Raw genomic sequence first — 18,983 nt, forward strand, 5'->3', positions numbered from 1 at the left:
CACCGGCAGCTCCCGCCGTGGCGACACCGGGGCGGGGTCCTCGTCGGGGGCCTCCTCGATGATGACGTGCGCGTTGGTGCCGCTGATGCCGAAGGACGACACCCCGGCCCGGCGCGGTCGGCCGTCGCGCGGCCAGGCGCGTTCCTCGGTGAGGAGCGCGACCGCGCCGGCCGACCAGTCCACGTGGGACGACGGCGTGCCGACGTGCAGGGTGCGGGGCAGCACCTCGTGCCGCAGCGCCAGGATCATCTTGATCACCCCGGCGACGCCGGCCGCCGCCTGGGTGTGGCCGAGGTTCGACTTCACCGAGCCGAGCAGCACCGGCCGGTCGGCGGGGCGGTCCTGCCCGTACGTGGCGAGCAGGGCCTGCGCCTCGATCGGGTCACCGAGGGAGGTGCCGGTGCCGTGCGCCTCGACGGCGTCGACCTCGCCGGCCGACAGGCCCGCGCCGGCCAGGGCGGCCCGGATCACCCGCTGCTGGGAGGGGCCGTTCGGGGCGGTGAGCCCGTTGGACGCGCCGTCCTGGTTGACGGCGCTGCCGCGCACCACGGCGAGGATCCGGTGGCCGTTGCGGCGGGCGGCGCTGAGCCGCTCCAGCACCAGCACGCCGACGCCCTCGGCCCAGCCGGTGCCGTCGGCGTCGTCGGAGAACGCCTTGCACCGGCCGTCCACGGCGAGGCCGTGCTGCCGGCTGAACGAGACGAACGGGGCGGGCGTGGAGATCAGCGTGACGCCGCTGGCCAGCGCGAGGTCGCACTCGTCGTTGCGCAGCGCCTGGGTGGCCAGGTGCAGGGCGACCAGCGACGACGAGCAGGCGGTGTCGACGGTGACCGCCGGCCCCTCCAGGCCCAGCGCGTACGCCACCCGGCCGGAGAGCACGCTCGCCGCGTTGCCGGTCATGAAGTAGCCGTCGGCGCCCTGCGGGCTGGCGATGAGCAGACCGCCGTAGTCGGAGCCGTTGCTGCCGGCGAACATCCCGGTGCGGCTGCCGGCCAGCGACAGCGGGTCGATGCCGGCGCGTTCGGCGGCCTCCCAGACCGCCTCCAGCAGGAGCCGCTGCTGCGGGTCCATGGAGAGCGCCTCGCGGGGGTTGATGCCGAAGAGGGTGGCGTCGAACTCGCTGACCCCGGTGACGAACCCGCCGTGCCGGGTGTACGTGGTGCCGGCCCGGTCGGGGTCCGGGTCGTAGACCGCGTCGACGTCCCAGTTCCGGTCGGTGGGGAACTCGGTGATCGCGTCCCCGCCGTCGGCCAGCAGTCGCCAGAACTCCTCGGGGCTGCTGATCCCGCCGGGCAGCCGGCAGCTCATCCCGACCACGACGATCGGGTCGTCGACGCGCTCCGCGACCCGTTCGGCCGCCACGACGGGGGCGGGGGCGGCGTCGCCGACGAGTTCCCGGCGCAGGTGCCGCACCAGCGCGTACGGGGTCGGATAGTCGAAGATCATCGTGGCCGGCAGGCGGAGGCCGGTGGCCAGGCCGAGCCGGTTGCGCAGCTCGATCGCGGTGAGCGAGTCGAAGCCGATGGCGGAGAAGACGTGCGTCGGTTCCACCTCGGCGGGCGAGGCGAAGCCGAGCACCCCGGCGACGTGCCGGCGTACCAGGTCGAGCAGTTCCCGCTCGCCCTCGGCGGCGGTGAGCTGCGCCAGCCGCCCGGTGAGGCCGTCGGGGTCGCCGCCGGTGTCGCCGTCGGCGGCGTCGAGGGCGGCCCGCGCCTCGGGGATGGCGTCGAGCAGCGGGCTGCGCCGGCTCGCGGTGAACGCCGGGGCGTACCGCTGCCAGTCGACGCCGGCGACGGTCAGCGTCGCCTCGCCGTCGCCGACGGCCTGGTGCAGCACGGTGACCGCCGACTCGGGCGGCAGCGGATGGATGCCGCCCTTGCGCTGGCGGGCCTCGACGGCGGCGCTGTCGGCCATGCCGGCGTCGGCCCACGGCCCCCAGGCGATGGAGGTGGCGGCGTGGCCGGCGGCGCGGCGGTGCTCGGCGAGCGCGTCGAGCACCGCGTTGGCCGCGGCGTAGTTCGCCTGGCCCGGTCCGCCCCAGATGCCGGCGGTGGAGGCGAAGAGCACGAACGCGTCGAGGTCGAGGGGTCGGGTGAGTTCGTCCAGGAGCAGCGCGGCGGTGGCCTTCGGGGCGAGCACCCCGCCGATCCGCTCGGGGGTGAGCGAGTCGAGGATGCCGTCGTCGAGCACACCGGCGGCGTGCACGACGGCGGTGAGCGGCTGCGCGGCGGGGATGCCGTCGAGCAGCGCGGTGAGCTGGGCGCGGTCGGTGGTGTCGCAGGCGGCGACGGTGACGGTGGCGCCCTGCGACTCCAGCTCCCGGCGCAGGTCGGCGGCGCCGGGGGCGTCCGGGCCGCGCCGGCTGGCCAGCAGCACGTGGGCGGCGCCGTGCGCGACGACCCAGCGGGCCATCCGCGCGCCGAGCGCACCGGTGCCGCCGGTGATCAGCACCGTGCCGGAGGGCCGCCAGGTGGCGTCGGCGCCGGCCGGGCGGGGCGCCCGGACGAGCCGGCGGGCGAACACCCCGGAGTCGCGGACGGCGAGCTGGTCCTCGCCGTCGGCGCCGATGGCGTCGACCACGCGCCGCGCGGTCCGCGCGTCGGCGTCGGCGGGTACGTCGATCAGGCCACCCCAGCGGTCGGGGTGTTCCAGCGCGGCCACCCGGCCGAGGCCCCACAGGGCGGCCTGGGCGGGGTGCGCCACGGCGTCCCAGCGGGCGACGGAGACGGCGGCGCTGGTCAGCGCCCAGAGCGGGGCGGTCGACCCGGCGTCGCCGAGGGCCTGGAGCAGGGTGGCGGTCAGGCCGAGCCCGGCGGTGAGGCCGGGGATGCCGGGTACGGGTCGCTCGTCGGAGCCGAGCAGGGAGAGCACCCCGGCGGGCTGGTCGCCGTCGTCGAGGAGGTCGCCGAGCGCGACGCGGTCGAGGTGGGCGTCGGTGAGCCGCAGCGGCCGGCAGGTGGCGCCGCGCGCGGCCAGTTCGCCGCTGACCGTGTCGGCCCAGCGCTGCCCGGCGGGGTCGGCGGCGGAGGTGACCACGAGCCAGGTGCCGGTGAGCGGCGACGGCTCGGTGGCGGGGCTCAGCGGGGTCCAGGAGACCCGGTACCGCCAGGCGTCGGTGGTGTGCTGTTCACGCTGCTGGCGACGCCAGCTGACCAGCGCGGGCAGCAGCGGGTCGAGCACGGCGGGGTCGGTGCCGAGCGTGCTGGCGAGGGCGGTGGTGTCGTGGCGTTCCACGGCGGCCCAGAACTCGCCGTCGGCGGTGTCGACGGTGTCGGCGTCGGCCGCGCGGCCGAGGGTGACGGTCGGCCAGTAGCGCTGGCGTTGGAAGGCGTACGTGGGCAGGTCGACGATGCTCGGGCGGGGGTCGCCGAAGGCGGCGGTCCAGTCCACGTCGACGCCGTGCGTCCAGAGGGTGCCGGCGCTGAGCAGGAACCGGTCGAGGTCCCCGTCGTCGCGGCGCAGCGTGCCGGTGACTGTGGCGGGCTGGTCACCGGCCTGGTCGACGGTCTCCTCGACGGCGGCGGCCAGCACCGGGTGCGGTGAGACCTCGACGAAGACCGCGTGGCCCTCGTCGGTCAGCCGGGCGACGGCGTCGGCGAACCGCACGGGTTCCCGCAGGTTCCGGAACCAGTAGCCGGGATCGAGCGCGTCGACCCATTCGCCGGTCACCGTGGACAGCCACGGCACCTCGGGCGTCCGGGCGGTGACGTCGGCCAGCTCGGCAGCCAGGCGGTCGGCCAGGGCGTCCATCGCCGGCGAGTGGGAGGCGTAGTCCACCGCGATCCGCCGGGCTCGCACCCCGGTCCGCTCACACTCGGCCAGCACCTCCTCCACGGCCGCGACCTCACCCGAGATCACCACCTGGGAGGGGCTGTTCACCGCCGCGACACCGACCCGACCGGCTCGGCCCGCGTCGTCCGCGCGATCCGCCAGGTCCGCCAGCAGGGCTTCCGCCTGGTCGACCGGCATCCGCAGGGAGGCCATCGCACCGCTGCCGGCGCTCAACTCGGCGACCGCCCGGGACCGGGCCACGACGATCCGCAGCGCGTCAGACAGCGACAGGACTCCGGCCACGCAGGCGGCGGCGACCTCACCCTGCGAGTGCCCCACCACCGCCGCCGGACGCACCCCGTAGGAGCGCCACACCGCCGCCAAGCCGACCATCACCACGAACGACGCCGGCTGCACCACATCCACCCGGTCCAGCGACACCGCGTCCGGGCTGCCACGCAGCACGTCGACGACCGACCAGTCAACCAGGCCGGACAGCACCGCCGCACATTCGGTCACCGTCTCGGCGAACACCGGCGACGAGTCCAGCAACGCGCCACCCATGCCGACCCACTGCGCACCCTGACCGGGGAAGACGAAGACGGTCCGACCGACACCACCGGCCACCCCGGACACCACGTTGCCCGCCGGCTCACCGGCGGCCAGGGCTGCCAGAGCGGCGGCGTGGTCACCGACCACCACCGCACGCTGCTCGAACCGCGCCCGCGTCGACAGCAGCGACCACGCCACGTCCAGCGCATCGGCCGCACCGACCAGGGGGCGCAGCGCGGCGGCCTGGCCGTGCAGGGCGGCGGTGGAGCGGGCGGAGAGCAGCCACGGTACGACGGCCGGGGCCGGACGGTCCGGGGACGCCGGCTCGGGAGCCTGCTCCGGGGCCTCCTCCACGATGACGTGGGCGTTGGTGCCGCTCATGCCGAACGCCGACACGGCGGCGCGGCGGGGCTGTCCCGCCGCCGGCCAGTCCCGGGCGTCGGCGAGGAGTCGTACGGCGCCTGCGGACCAGTCGACGTGCGGGGTGGGGGTCTCAGCGTGCAGCGAGCGGGGCAGCACGCCGTGCCGCAGCGCGGCCACCATCTTGATCAGTCCGGCGACGCCGGCCGCGGCCTGGGCGTGGCCGATGTTGGACTTCACCGACCCCAGCCAGAGCGGCCGGTCGGCGGGCCGGTCCTGCCCGTACGTGGCGATCACCGCCTGCGCCTCGATCGGGTCACCCAACGACGTGCCCGTCCCGTGCGCCTCCACCACGTCCACGTCCGACGCCGACAGACCCGCGTTCGCGAGGGCCTGCCGGATCACCCGCTGCTGCGACGGCCCGTTCGGCGCCGTCAACCCGTTCGACGCACCGTCCTGGTTGACGGCGCTGCCCCGGATCACGGCGAGGACCCGGTGGCCGTTGCGGCGGGCGTCGCTGAGGCGCTCCAGCAGCACCACACCGGCGCCCTCGGCCCAGCTCGCCCCGTCGGCGTCGGCGGAGAACGGCTTGGAGCGGCCGTCGGGGGCGAGGGCCCGCTGCCGGCTGAACTCGACCAGGGAGATCGGGGTGGACATCACGGTGACGCCGCCCGCGAGGGCCATGGTGCAGTCGCCCTCACGCAGCGCCTGGCAGGCCGAGTGGAGCGCGACCAGCGACGACGAGCAGGCGGTGTCGATGGTCAGCGCCGGCCCTTCCAGCCCGAACGAGTACGCGACCCGCCCGGAGAGCACACTCGGCGAGTTGCCGGTGCCGAGGAAGCCCTCGAAGTCGTCCTCGGCGACGGCGAGCAGGCCGCCGTAGTCCTGGTAGGTGACGCCGGCGAAGACGCCGGTGCGGCTGCCGCGCAGGGTGTGCGCGTCGAGGCCGGCCTGTTCCATCGCCTCCCAGGAGATCTCCAGCAGCAGCCGCTGCTGCGGGTCCATGGCGACGGCCTCGCGGGGGCTGATGCCGAAGAAGGTGGCGTCGAACTGGCTGGCGTCGTGCAGGAAGCCGCCCTCGTGGACATAGCAGGTGCCGGGGTTGTCCGGGTCCGGGTCGTAGAGCGCGTCGAGGTCCCAGCCCCGGTCGGTGGGGAAGCCGGAGATCGCGTCGGTGCCCTCGGCGACCAGCCGCCACAGGTCGTCGGCGCTGCGTACCCCGCCCGGGTAGCGGCAGCTCATGCCGATGATCGCGATCGGCTCGTCGAGCGGGGTGGTGGCGCGGGTGGCGGGGGCGTCGGCCGCCGCGGGCGCGCCGACCAGCTCGCGGCGCAGGTGCTCGACGAGGGTACGGGGGGTCGGGTAGTCGAAGACGAGGGTGGCGGGCAGCCGCAGCCCGGTCTCCTCGGCCAGCGCCTCGCGCAGCTCCACGGCGGTCAGCGAGGTGAAGCCGAGGTCCCGGAAGGCGAGGTCCGCGTCGAGGGTCTGCAGGCGGGGCTGGTCGAGCACGATGGCGGCGCGGCGGCCCACGATGGCGGTCAGCTCGGTGCGCTGCTCGTCCTCGGGCAGTGCCGCGAGCCGCGTACGCAGGGTGTTGCCGCCGCCGGAGACCGCGGCGGCCGCGCGGCGCCGGGTGGGCGCGGCGCCGGTCGCGGGCCGATCGGTGCGGGCCGCGACGGCCTGCCGACCGGTGTACGGCCGCAGCGTCAGCGCGTCGGCGGTGAGCACGGGCTGGCCGGCGGTGTCGGCGAGGGTGACGGTCCAGCTGCCGGCCGGGCCGGCCGGGCGGATCGCGACGCGCAGCACGGACGCGCCGGTGGCGTGCAGGGTGACGCCGGTCCAGCAGAACGGCATCGACGGCGTGTCACCGGTGCCGACGTCGTAGGAGAGGGCCTGGAGGGCGGCGTCGAGGACGGCCGGGTGCAGGCCGAAGCGGTCCACCTCGCCCCGGTGCGTGTCGGCGAGGGCGACCTCGGCCCAGAGCGCCCCGTCGCCGCGCCAGACGGCGGTCAGGCCCTGGAAGACGTCGGCGTAGTCGAAGCCCTGCGCCGCCCGGTTCCGGTAGTGGTCGGTGACGTCGACGGGGCTGGCCCCGGGGGGTGGCCAGGCGGTGAGGTCGGGGTGCTGCCGGGCCGGGCCGGTGCCGAGGACGCCGGTCGCGTTCCGGGTCCAGGCCGACTCGTGCTCGGGGCGGGAGCTGATGGTGAAGCGGCGGCTGCCGGTGTGGTCGGCCGCCTCCACCGCGACCTGCACCCGGACGGCGTGGTCGTCGGCCAGGACGAGGGGCGCTTCGAGGACGAGTTCGTCGACCCGGTCGCAGCCGAGGTGGTCGCCGGCGCGGACGGCCAGTTCGAGGTGCCCGGTGCCGGGGAAGACGAGGTCCCCGTCCACCCGGTGCCCGGCCAGCCACGGAGCCGTACGGGTGGAGAGCCGGCCGGTGAAGACGTGCCCGCCGCCGTCGGCGAGTTCCACCACGGCGCTGAGCAGCGGGTGCGACACCGGGTCCGCGCCGATGGCGCCGACGTGCCGGGGTCCGTTCCCGCCCTCCAGCCAGTAGCGTTCCCGCTGGAAGGCGTAGGTGGGCAGGTCGACGACGCGCGCGCCGGTGGGGGCGAAGAAGGCCGCCCAGTCGACGGCGCCGCCGTGCGTCCAGAGCCGCGCCAGGGCGGCGACGGCGGTGACCGGTTCGGCGCGGTCCCGCCGCAGCACCGGTACGGCCAGCACGTCGGTGCGGGTCTCCTCGACGGCGGCGACGAGCGCGGCGTCGGGGCCGAGTTCCACGAACCGGGTAACCCCCAGCTCGGCGGCCCTGTCGACGGCCGCAGCGAACGCGACGGTCCCGCGCACCTGGTCGGCCCAGTAGCCGGCGGTGAACTCCTCGACCGGCTCGCCGGTCAGGGTGGAGACGATGGGAATCTGCGGTTTCCGCAGCGCGACGCCCTCGGCGGCGCGGGTGAACTCGGCCAGCATCGGGTCCATCAGCGCCGAGTGGAACGCGTGACTGACCGTCAACCACCGGCCCTGCCGATCGGCGAGACCGGCGGCGACCTGCTCCACGGCTTCCCGGGTGCCGGAGACGACGACCTGGCCGGGTGCGTTGACGGCGGCGATCGACGCGCCGTCGACCAGCAGCGGGGTGACCTCGTCCACGGTGGCGCGGACCGCCCACATGGCACCGCCGGCCGGGAGGGCCTGCATGAGCGAGGCTCGCGCGGCGACGAGCCGGCACGCGTCCGGCAGGTCGAGCACGCCCGCGACGTGCGCGGCGGCCAGCTCACCGATCGAGTGACCGATCAGGTAGTCGGGGGTGACACCCCACGATTCGAGGAGCCGGAACAGCGCCACCTCGACCGCGAACAGGGCGGGCTGCGCCCACCCGGTTCGACCCAGGTCGTCGGCGGCGGAGTCGATCACGTCGCGTAGCGGGCGGGCCAGCAGCGGGTCGAGGTGCGCGCACACCTCGGCCAGGGCCGCGTCGAAGACCGGGAAGGCGGCAGCGAGGTCGCGGCCCATGCCGAGCCGCTGGCCACCCTGACCGGAGAAGACGAAGCCGGTGAGGCCGCCCCGGGTGGCGACGCCGGTGACGAGGTCGGCGTGCGGTCGGCCGTCGGCCAGGACGGCCAGGCCGGCCCGGAGGGCGTCGTCGTCCGCGCCGAGCACCACGGCGCGGCGCTCCAGCGCCGACCGGGTGGTGGCGAGGGAGAACCCGACGTCGACCGGTTCCCGTCCGGACCCCGGCTCGGCCAGCAGCCGCGCGGCCTGCGCGGAGAGGCCCTCGGGGGAGCGCGCCGACACCGGCCACGGCACCACCGGCAGGGTGCTGCCGGCGGCGGGGGTGACCGTCGGGTGCTCCGGGGCCTCCTCGATGACGACGTGGGCGTTGGTGCCGCTGATGCCGAACGCCGACACCCCGGCCCGGCGGGGCGCGTCGCCGCGCGGCCACGGTCGGGCCTCGGTCAGCAGCTCCACGGCACCGGTCGACCAGTCCACGTGCGACGACGGGGTGTCGGCGTGCAGGGTGCGGGGCAGGGTCTCGTGCCGCAGCGCCAGCACCATCTTGATCATGCCGGCGACACCGGCCGCGGCCTGGGTGTGACCGATGTTCGACTTGATCGACCCCAGCCGGAGCGGACGGTCGGCCGACCGGTCCCGCCCGTACGTGGCGAGCAGCGCCTGCGCCTCGATCGGGTCACCGAGCGACGTGCCGGTGCCGTGCGCCTCGACGGCGTCCACGTCGGCGGTGGTGAGGCCGGCGTCGGTGAGCGCCTGCCGGATCACCCGCTGCTGGGAGGGGCCGTTCGGGGCGGTCAGCCCGTTGGAGGCGCCGTCGGAGTTGACGGCGCTGCCGCGTACCACCGCCAGGACGGGGTGGCCGTGGCGGCGGGCGTCCGAGAGGCGCTCCACCAGCAGCAGGCCGACGCCCTCGCTCCAGCCGGTGCCGTCGGCGTCGTCGGAGAACGCCTTGCAGCGGCCGTCGACCGCCAGCCCGCCCTGCTGGGCGAAGTCGATGAAGGCGTCCGGGCTGGCGATGACGGTGACGCCACCGGCCAGCGCGAGGGTGCACTCCCCGGACCGGAGCGACTGGACGGCCAGGTGGAGCGCCACCAGCGACGACGAGCAGGCCGTGTCGACGGTGACCGCCGGCCCCTCCAGGCCGAGGGCGTACGCCACCCGGCCGGAGAGCACGCTGCCGGAGTTGCCGGTGATCAGGTGTCCACCGACGCCGTCGGGGACCTCGTGGACGCCGCTGAGATAGCCGGAGCTGCCGGCGCCGACGAAGACGCCGACGCGCTGGCCCTTCAGGGACAGCGGCGCGATGCCGGCCCGTTCCAGGGACTCCCAGGCGGTCTCCAGCAGCAGCCGCTGCTGCGGGTCCATGGCGAGCGCCTCGCGGGGCGAGATGCCGAAGAACGCGGCGTCGAAGGCACCGGCGTCGGGCAGGAATCCCCCGACCCGGGCGTACGCGCCGGCCGTGCTGTCGGCGAGGCCGTCGAGTTCCCAGCCCCGGTCGGTGGGGAACGGTGAGACGGCGTCGGTGCCGTCGGCGAGCAGCCGCCACAGCCCCTCGGGGTCGGCGACCCCACCGGGCAGGCGGCAGCTCATCGCCACGATGGCGACCGGTTCGTCGGTGGCCGGGCGGACGAGCTGCGCCGGCTCGGGTTGCCGGTCGGTGCCCAGCACCTCGTCGACGAGGTGGTCGGTGAGCACGGTCGCGGTGGGGTGGTCGAAGACCAGCGTGGACGGCAGCGACAGGCCGGTGACCGTGGCGAGGCGGTCCCGGAAGTCGACGGCGGTGAGCGAGTCGAAGCCGAGGTCGCGGAAGGCGCGGTCGGGGTCGACGGCGCTGCCGTCGGGGTGGCCGAGGGCTGCGGCGGCGGCGCCGCGTACCAGGTCCAGGACGTGGCGGCGGCGGTCCCGGTCGGTGAGCGGCCGGAGCCGGGCCCGCAGCGCGCCGTCGGACGCCGCCTCGGGGGCCGGCGGCGCGACGGTCAGGTCGGTGAAGAGGGTGCTGGGCCGGCGCACGGTGAAGGTCGCGACGAAGCGGTCCCAGTCGACGTCGGCGACGGTAACGCAGGGCTGGTCGCCGGTCAGCGCCAGGCCCAGCGCGGCCAGCGCCTCGTCGGGGGCCAGCGGCGGCAGGCCACGACGGCGCAGGTCCTCCTCGGCGCCCTCGGCGGCGGCCATGCCGCCACCGCCCCACGGGCCCCAGGCGACGGCGGTGGCGACCCCGCCCCGGGCGCGGCGGCGGACGGCGAGGGCGTCGAGGACGGCGTTGGCCGCCGCGTAGCCGCTCTGGGTGCCGCTGCCCCAGGTGCCGGCGATGGACGAGTAGAGGACGAAGGCGTCCAGCTCCCGCTCGCCGAGCAGGGCGTCGAGGTGGAACGCGCCGGCCACCTTCGCCGCCGCCGGGTCGGCCAGGTCGGTGCGGGTGGACTCGCGCAGCGCGGTGGCCCGGGTGGTCCCGGCGGTGTGGAACACCGACCGGATCGGCGGGGCGTCCGCCTCGATCCGGGCGATCGCGTCGGCGAGGGCGGCCCGGTCGGTGAGGTCGCAGCCGGCGATGGTGACGGTCGCACCGGCGGCGACGAGGTCGTCGCGCAGCGCGGCGGCGCCCGGCGCGTCGGGGCCGCGTCGGCTCAGCAGCGCGACGTGCGTGGCGCCACGGGCCACCGCCCAGCGGGCGACCCGGGCGCCGAGGGCACCCGTGCCGCCGGTGACGAGGACGGTGCCGGTGGGGGTCCACGGGGCGCGTACGCCGGTCGCGGTGTCGGCGGGGGTGAGCCGCCGGCCGAGGAGGGCGGTGCCGCGCAGCGCCACCTGGTCCTCGGTGCCGGCCCCGCCGGCCAGCATGTCGACCAGCCGGGCCACGGCCGTCGTCGTCGGCGTGGCGGGTACGTCGACCAGCCCGCCCCAGCGGTCCGGGTCCTCCAGGGCGACGACCCGGCCGAGGCCCCACACGGCGGCCCGGGTGGGGTGGGTCAGCGGGTCGCCGGGGCCGGTGGAGACCGCGCCGGAGGTGACCGCCCAGATCCGGCCGGCCAGGTCGGCGTCCTGCGCGGCCTGCGCCAGCAGGGTGGTGGCGGCCAGGCCTCGGGTGAGTCCCGGGTGTCCGTCGAGTTCGGTGTCGTCGCGGTCGAGGAGGGAGATCAGCCGGTGGTGGCCGGTGAGCCGGCCGGCCAGTGTCGCCCGGTCGGTCTTCGTCGGGTCGAGTTCCAGCCGGTCGACGTCGACGTGTCGGGCGGTGAGCGCCGCGGTGAGCGCGTCGGCCCACGGGTCGGTGCCGCCGGTGGGGGTCACGATCAGCCAGCGGCCGGGCAGGGTGGGTTCGGCGACCGGGCCGACCGGCGTCCAGGTCTCCCGGTAGCAGAGCCGACCGGCGGTGCCGAGCTGCTGGCGGTGGCGCTGCCAGGCGTCGATCGCGGCGAGCACGTCGGGGAGGCCGGCGTCGGCGGCCAGCCCCAGGGTGGCGGTGAAGGCGTCGAGGTCGCCGTGCGAGACGACGTCCCAGAACGCCGCGTCGAGCGCGGCGCCGGGGGCGGTGTCGGGCTGCGGTGAGACGCGCGGCCAGTAGCGCTGCTGCTGGAAGGCGTAGGTGGGCAGGTCGACGACGCGCGCGCCGGTGGGGGCGAAGAGCGCCGCCCAGTCGACGGTGCCGCCGTCGGCCCAGAGCCGGGCGAGGGCGGTCAGCGTGGTGGTGGGCTCGGGCTGCTTGCGGTGCAGCAGCGGCACCGCCAGCAGGTCGGCGCGGGTCTCGCCGACCGCGCCGACGAGGCTGGCGTCGGGTCCGACCTCCACGTACCGGGTCACGCCCAGCTCGGCGGCCTTGTCGACCGCTGCGCCGAAGGCGACGGTCCCGCGTACCTGGTCGGCCCAGTAGCCGGCGGTGAACTCCTCCACCGGCTCGCCGGTCAGCGTCGAGATGATCGGGATCTGCGGCCGGCGCAGCGCGACGGTCTCGGCGGCGCGGGTGAACTCGGCCAGCATCGGGTCCATCAACGCCGAGTGGAACGCGTGGCTGACCGTCAACCAGCGGCCCTGCCGGTCCGACAGACCGGCCGCGACCTGCTCGACGGCTGCCCGGGTGCCGGACACGACGACCTGGCCGGGTGCGTTGACGGCGGCGATGGACGCACCCTCGACCAGCAGCGGGGTGACCTCGTCCACCGTCGCGCGGACCGCCCACATGGCACCGCCGGACGGGAGGGCCTGCATCAGCGACGCCCGCGCCGCGACCAGGCGGCACGCGTCCGGCAGGTCCAGGACGCCCGCGACGTGCGCGGCGGTCAGTTCACCGATCGAGTGCCCGATCAGGTAGTCGGGGACGACACCCCAGGATTCGAGGAGTCGGAACAGGGCCACCTCGACGGCGAACAGGGCCGGCTGGGCCCAGCCGGTCTGCGCCAGGTCCGCCGCCGTGTCCGGCCGGTCCGGCTCGTCCGTCGCGCCGTCGATGACCTCGCGGAGCGGGCGGTCCAGCAGCGGGTCGAGCTGGGCGCAGACCTCGGTCAGGGCGGCGTCGAAGACCGGGAAGGCGGCGGCGAGGTCGCGGCCCATGCCGAGGCGCTGGCTGCCCTGGCCGGAGAAGACGAAGCCGGTGAGGCCGCTGCGGGCGGTTCCGGTGACCGTACCGGCGGAGGGGGTGCCGGCGGCCAGCGCGGCCAGGGCATTGCGCAGGTCGCCGGTGTCGCCGCCGAGGACGACGGCGCGGTGTTCGAGGGCGGAGCGGGTGGTGGCCAGGGAGAACGCCACGTCGACCGGTACGGCGTCGGCGGGGACGCCGGTCAGTAGGCGGCGGGCCTGCGCGGCGACCGCGTCGGCGGTCTTCGCCGAGACGACCCACGGGAGTACGGGCAGCGCCGCTCCCCCGTCGGTCCCGACCGCCGCCGCGTCGGCCGGTGTCACCTCGACGGCGGGCGCGGCCTCGACGGCGTCGGGTGCTTCTTCCAGGATCAGGTGGGCGTTGGTGCCGCTCAGGCCGAACGCGGACACGGCAGCCCGACGCGGCCGGTCGTCGGCGGACCACTCCCGCTGCTCGGCCAGCACCTCCACCGCACCAGCGGCCCAGTCCACATGCGTCGACGGCGTACCCACATGCAGCGTGCGCGGCAGCACCCCATGCTGCAACGCCAGAATCATCTTCATCACCCCGGCCACACCCGCCGCCGCCTGGGTGTGCCCGATGTTCGACTTGACCGACCCGAGATACACCGGCCGATCGGCGGGTCGACCCTGCCCGTACGTCGCCAGGAGAGCCTGCGCCTCGATCGGGTCACCCAGCGAGGTGCCGGTGCCGTGCGCCTCCACCGCGTCCACGTCGGCCGGGGTCAACCCCGCACTCGTCAAGGCCTGGCGGATCACCCGCTGCTGCGACGGACCATTCGGCGCGGTCAGGCCGTTCGACGCACCATCCTGGTTCACCGCACTACCCCGCACCACGGCGAGAACCCGATGACCGTTCCGGTGCGCGTCCGACAACCGCTCCAACACCAGCACGCCCGCGCCCTCGCCCCAGCCGGTGCCGTCCGCGTCGTCCGAGAACGCCTTGCAGCGGCCATCACCAGCGAGACCACCCTGACGGGCGAACTCCACGAACGCACCCGGCGTCGACATCACCGTCACACCACCGGCCAGCGCCAGGGAACACTCCCCCGAGCGCAAGGATTGAGCAGCCAGGTGCACGGCCACCAACGACGACGAGCAGGCCGTGTCGACCGTCACCGCCGGGCCCTCCAGGCCCAGGGCGTACGACACCCGACCGGAGAGCACACTGCCGGAGGAGCCGGTGGAGGCGTACCCGTCGGTGGCCTCGTCGGAGACGGCCAGCAGCATCGGGTAGTCCTGGCCGTTCGTGCCCGCGAAGACCCCGACCGGGGCGCCGCGCAACGACAGCGGACCGACCCCGGCGCGTTCCAGGGCCTCCCAGGTCACCTCCAGCAGCAGCCGCTGCTGCGGGTCCATGCTCAACGCCTCACGCGGCGAGATGCCGAACAGGGCCGCGTCGAAGTCCGTCACCCCGGCGACGAAGCCGCCGACCGGGGTGAAGCCCTCCTCGACCCACCAGCCGCGGTCCACCGGGAAGTCACCGACGGCGTCGACGCCGTCCGACAGCAGCGTCCACATGGTGTCGGGAGAGACCACACCGCCGGGGAACCGACACCCCATCCCCACCACGACGATCGGGTCGGTGTCGACCGCGCCGACGGGTGCGGGGATGTCGGCGGGTGCGGCGGCGTCGGCGAAGAGGGTGATGTCGAGGAGGTCGGCCAGGGCCTGCGCGGACGGGTGGTCGAAGACCACGGTCGACGGCAGGCTGAGACCGGCCGCGGCGTTCAGCGCGTTGCGCAGTTCGAGGGCCATCAGTGAGTCCACGCCCAGGTCACGGAAGGGCACGTCCGGGCCGATCGCGGTGCGGTCGGCGAAGCCGAGCACGGCGGCGGCCCGGTCGCGGACCAGGTCGCGGAGCTGGGCGCGGCGCGGGCCGGCGGGCAGGCCGGCCAGCCGCTCCCGCAGCCCGCCGGTGGTCGCGGACTCCGCGACGGTGGGCGCGGGGGTGAAGAGGTCGTCCCACAGGTGGTTCGGGCGCAGCGCGGTCATCGCGGGCACGAACCGGTCCCACCGGACATCGGCGACGGTGACGCCGCCGGAGACCACGCCGAGCAGGCTCACCGCCCGGTCGGGATCCAGCGGGACGACGCCGCCGCGCTCGGCGCGGGCCAGCACGAGGGCGTCGTCGGCCATGCCGCCGTCCGCCCAGGGGCCCCACGCGATCGACGTCGCGGTCAGGCCCCGGGCCCGACGCGCCGCGACCAGGCCGTCCAGCGCGGCGTTCGCCGCCGCGTACGCGCCCTGACCGGCACCGCCCCAGGCACCGGCCGCCGACGAGAAGACGACGAACGCGTCCAGCTCCCGGTCGCCGCAGGCCCGGTCCAGGTGCCACGCCGCGCCGGCCTTGCCCGCCCAGACGGTCGACAGGTCCGCCACGGAGATGCCGTCGAGCACGCCGTCGTCCACCACACCGGCGGCGTGCACGACGGCCGACACCTCGTACCGGCGCAGCAGGTCCTCGACGTCACCGGGGACCGCCACGTCCGCCGCGACCACCTCGACCCGGGCGCCCGCGGCCGTCAGTTCGGCGCGCAGCGCCTCCGCGCCGTCGGCGGCGGGCCCACGGCGGGACACCAGCACCACGCCCTCCGCACCCCGGGACACCACCCAGCGGGCCACCCGCGCGCCCAGCGCCCCGGTACCGCCCGTGATCAGGACCGTGCCGCGGGGCGTCCAGCCCGGACCGGCGGGCGCGCCCGGCACCAGCCGTCGGCCGAACGCCACCGAACCCCGTACGGCCACCTGGTCCTCGGCGCCGGTACCGGCGATGACGTCCACCAGGCTCCGTGCCGAGGCCTCGTCCATCGTGGACGGCACGTCGACCAGACCGCCCCAGCGGCCCGGTTCCTCGAGGGCCACCACCCGGCCGAGACCCCAGACGGCCGTCGCGTGGGGTGCGGTGACCGGGTCACCCGCGCCCACCGACACCGCGCCCGACGTGACCGCCCACCAGGGGCCGGTGACGCGGGCCCGGCCCAGCGCCTGCACCAGCAGCAGCGTCGCCGCGAGCCCCAGCGGCAGCTCCGGGGAGCCCGGCAGGTCGCCGGTGGCCCGACCGAGGAAGGACACCACCCGGTCCACGTCGGCGTACGACGCCAGCCGCTCGGCCAGGCGGTCCCGGTCCAGGTCGTCCGCCGTCACCCGCAGCCGGGAGACCCGCACCCCGCGCGCGGTCAGCTCCGCCGCCAGCGCCGTGGCCCCGTCGTCGTCCTGCGCGACCAGCAGCCAGTGACCGGCCTCCGGCCGGACGGCGGGGACGGGGAACGGGACCCAGGACTCCTCGTAGCAGAGCCCCTCGACGGTGCTCCGTTCGTCGGCCCGCCGCCGCCAGGCGGAGAGGGCGGGCAGCGCCGCGTCGAGCGGGGTGTCCGGGCCGACGCCGAGTTCGGCGGCGAAGCCGACGACGTCGCCGCGGTCCAGCGCCGCCCAGAGGGCACCGTCGACGGTGCCGCCGACGGGGCGTCGGCGGGGGGCGCGCGGCCAGTAGCGTTCCCGCTGGAAGGCGTAGCTGGGCAGGGCCACGACCCGGGCGCCGGTCGGCGCGAGGTAGGCCGCCCAGTCGACCGGGCCGCCGTCGGTCCAGAGCTGCGCGACGGCGCGGACGGCGACGGCCGGCTCGGGCCGGTCGCGGCGCAGCACCGGCACGGCGAGGACCGCGTCGTCGCCGGTCTCGGTGACGGCGCCGACGAGGCCGGCGTCCGGTCCCACCTCCAGGAACCGGCAGACACCGAGGTCCCGGGCCCGGCGTACGGCGTCCGCGAACGCCACGGTGCCGCGCACCTGGTCGGCCCAGTAGTCGGCGGTGAACTCGTCGACCAGCTGCCCGGTGAGCGTGGAGATGATCGGGAGCTGCGGGGTGCGCGGCGCGACGGTGCCGGCGACCCGGGTGAACTCGGCCAGCATCGGGTCCATCAACGCCGAGTGGAACGCGTGACTGACGGTCAACCAGCGGCCCTGCCGATCCGACAGACCAGCCGCGACCTGCTCGACGGCTGCACGAGTGCCGGAGACCACCACCTGGCCGGGCGCGTTGACCGCGGCGATGGACGCACCCTCGACCAGCAGCGGGGTGACCTCGTCCACGCTCGCGCGGACCGCCCACATCGCCCCACCGGACGGCAGGGCCTGCATCAGCGACGCCCGTGCCGCCACCAGACGACACGCCTCCGGCAGGTCGAAGACGCCCGCCACGTGCGCGGCGGCCAACTCACCGACCGAGTGGCCGATCAGGTAGTCCGGGATGACACCCCACGACTCCAGGAGCCGGAACAGCGCCACCTCGACCGCGAACAGCGCCGGCTGCGCCCACCCCGTCTGCGCCAGCTCCTCCGGCGAGCCGTCGATCACGTCGCGAAGCGGGCGGTCCAGCAGCGGATCGAACTGGGCGCAGACCTGGGCCAGGGCGGCATCGAAGACCGGGAACGCCGCCGCCAGCTCGCGGCCCATGCCGAGCCGCTGGCCACCCTGACCGGAGAAGACGAACGCGGTCCGGCCGGCGCGGACGGCGCCCGACACCACGTCGGCGACGGGCGTGGACCGGGCCAGCGCCGCCAGGCCGGTACGCAGCGCGTCGGCGTCCGCGCCGAGCACCACCGCCCGGTGCTCCAGGCCGGAACGGGTGGTGGCCAGGGAGAACGCGACGTCGGCGGCGGGCAGGTCACCGACGGCGCTCGACAGTCGCGCCGCCTGCGCCGGCAGCCCGTCGGCGGTCTTCGCCGACACCGTCCAGGGCAGCACCGGCAGCGCGACGCCACCGGCGACGGCGGGGCCGGTGTCGTCGGCGGGTGAGGCGTCGTCGGCGGGGGTTTCCTCGATGATGACGTGGGCGTTGGTGCCGCTCACGCCGAACGCGGAGACGCCGGCCCGGCGGGGCGACTCGCCCCGGGGCCAGGGGCGCGCCTCGGTCAGCAGCTCCACCGCCCCCGCCGACCAGTCGACGTGCGACGAGGGGGCGCCGACGTGCAGGGTGCGGGGCAGCGCCTCGTGCCGCAGCGCCAGCACCATCTTGATCACGCCGGCCACGCCGGCGGCGGCCTGGGTGTGCCCGATGTTCGACTTGACCGACCCCAGCCGGAGCGGCCGGTCCGCGGGCCGGTCCTGCCCGTACGTGGCGAGCAGGGCCTGCGCCTCGATCGGGTCGCCGAGGGAGGTGCCGGTGCCGTGCGCCTCGACCGCGTCGACGTCGGCGGCCGAGAGCCGGGCGCTGGTCAGCGCCGCCCGGATGACGCGCTGCTGGGAGGGGCCGTTCGGGGCGGTCAGCCCGTTGGAGGCGCCGTCGGAGTTGACGGCGCTGCCGCGTACCACCGCCAGGACGGGGTGGCCGTGGCGGCGGGCGTCGCTGAGCCGCTCCAGGACGAGCAGGCCGACGCCCTCGCCCCAGCCGGTGCCGTCGGCGTCGTCGGAGAACGCCTTGCACCGGCCGTCGGTGGCCAGCCCGCCCTGCCGGGCGAACTCGACGAACGCCGTCGGGGTGGACATCACGGTGACGCCGCCGGCCAGCGCGAGCGCGCACTCCCCCGACCTGAGCGACTGGACGGCCAGGTGCAGCGCCACCAGCGACGACGAGCAGGCCGTGTCGACGGTGACCGCCGGCCCCTCCAGGCCCAGGGCGTACGCCAGCCGACCGGACAGGACGCTGCCGGAGCTGCCGGTCAGCACGTAGCCGTCGACGCCGTCCTCGGCGGTCAGGTAGGTGTCGTAGCCGGACGGGGAGCCGCCGACGAAGACGCCGACGCGGGCGCCCCGCATCGACAGCGGGCCGATGCCGGCGCGTTCCAGGGCCTCCCAGGAGCATTCGAGCAGCAGCCGCTGCTGCGGGTCCATGGCGAGGGCCTCGCGCGGCGCGATGCCGAAGAGGCCGGCGTCGAAGTCGGCGATCCCGTCGACGAACCCGCCCTGGATCGAGGAGTCGAGCCCGGGCAGGGCGGTCAGGTCCCATCCCCGGTCGAGCGGTACGTCACCCAGGGCGTCGACGCCGCCGTCGACAACCTTCCACAGGTCGTCCGCGGAGCGCACGCCGCCCGGGAACCGGCAGTGCATCGCCACGATGGCGATCGGTTCCCGGGCGGCGTCCTCGACCGCCCGGAGTCGCTGGCGCGTCTCGTGGAGATCAGCCGTCGTCCACTTGAGATAGTCGCGGAGCTTGTTTTCGTTCACTGACGGACCGTCTCCTGTCGGCGTGGCCCAGGGAGTCG

1 protein-coding gene (only partly in view) is annotated in these 18,983 nt (G+C 76.0%); it reads right to left on the reverse strand.

Features of this window, described 5'->3' with window-relative positions:
• Positions 1–18,945, reverse strand: the 5' portion of a protein-coding gene (locus ABUL08_RS12090) for a type I polyketide synthase (protein ID WP_350937502.1). 5,049 nt of this gene lie to the left of the window's left edge; 18,945 of the gene's 23,994 nt are visible here — the first part of the coding sequence; it begins with the start codon at positions 18,943–18,945; the stop codon falls past the left edge of the window.
• Between the last annotated feature and the right edge of the window lie 38 nt (positions 18,946–18,983).

Source organism: Micromonospora sp. CCTCC AA 2012012, from assembly GCF_040499845.1.
In the GTDB taxonomy this organism is placed as follows: Bacteria; Actinomycetota; Actinomycetes; order Mycobacteriales; family Micromonosporaceae; genus Micromonospora; species Micromonospora mangrovi.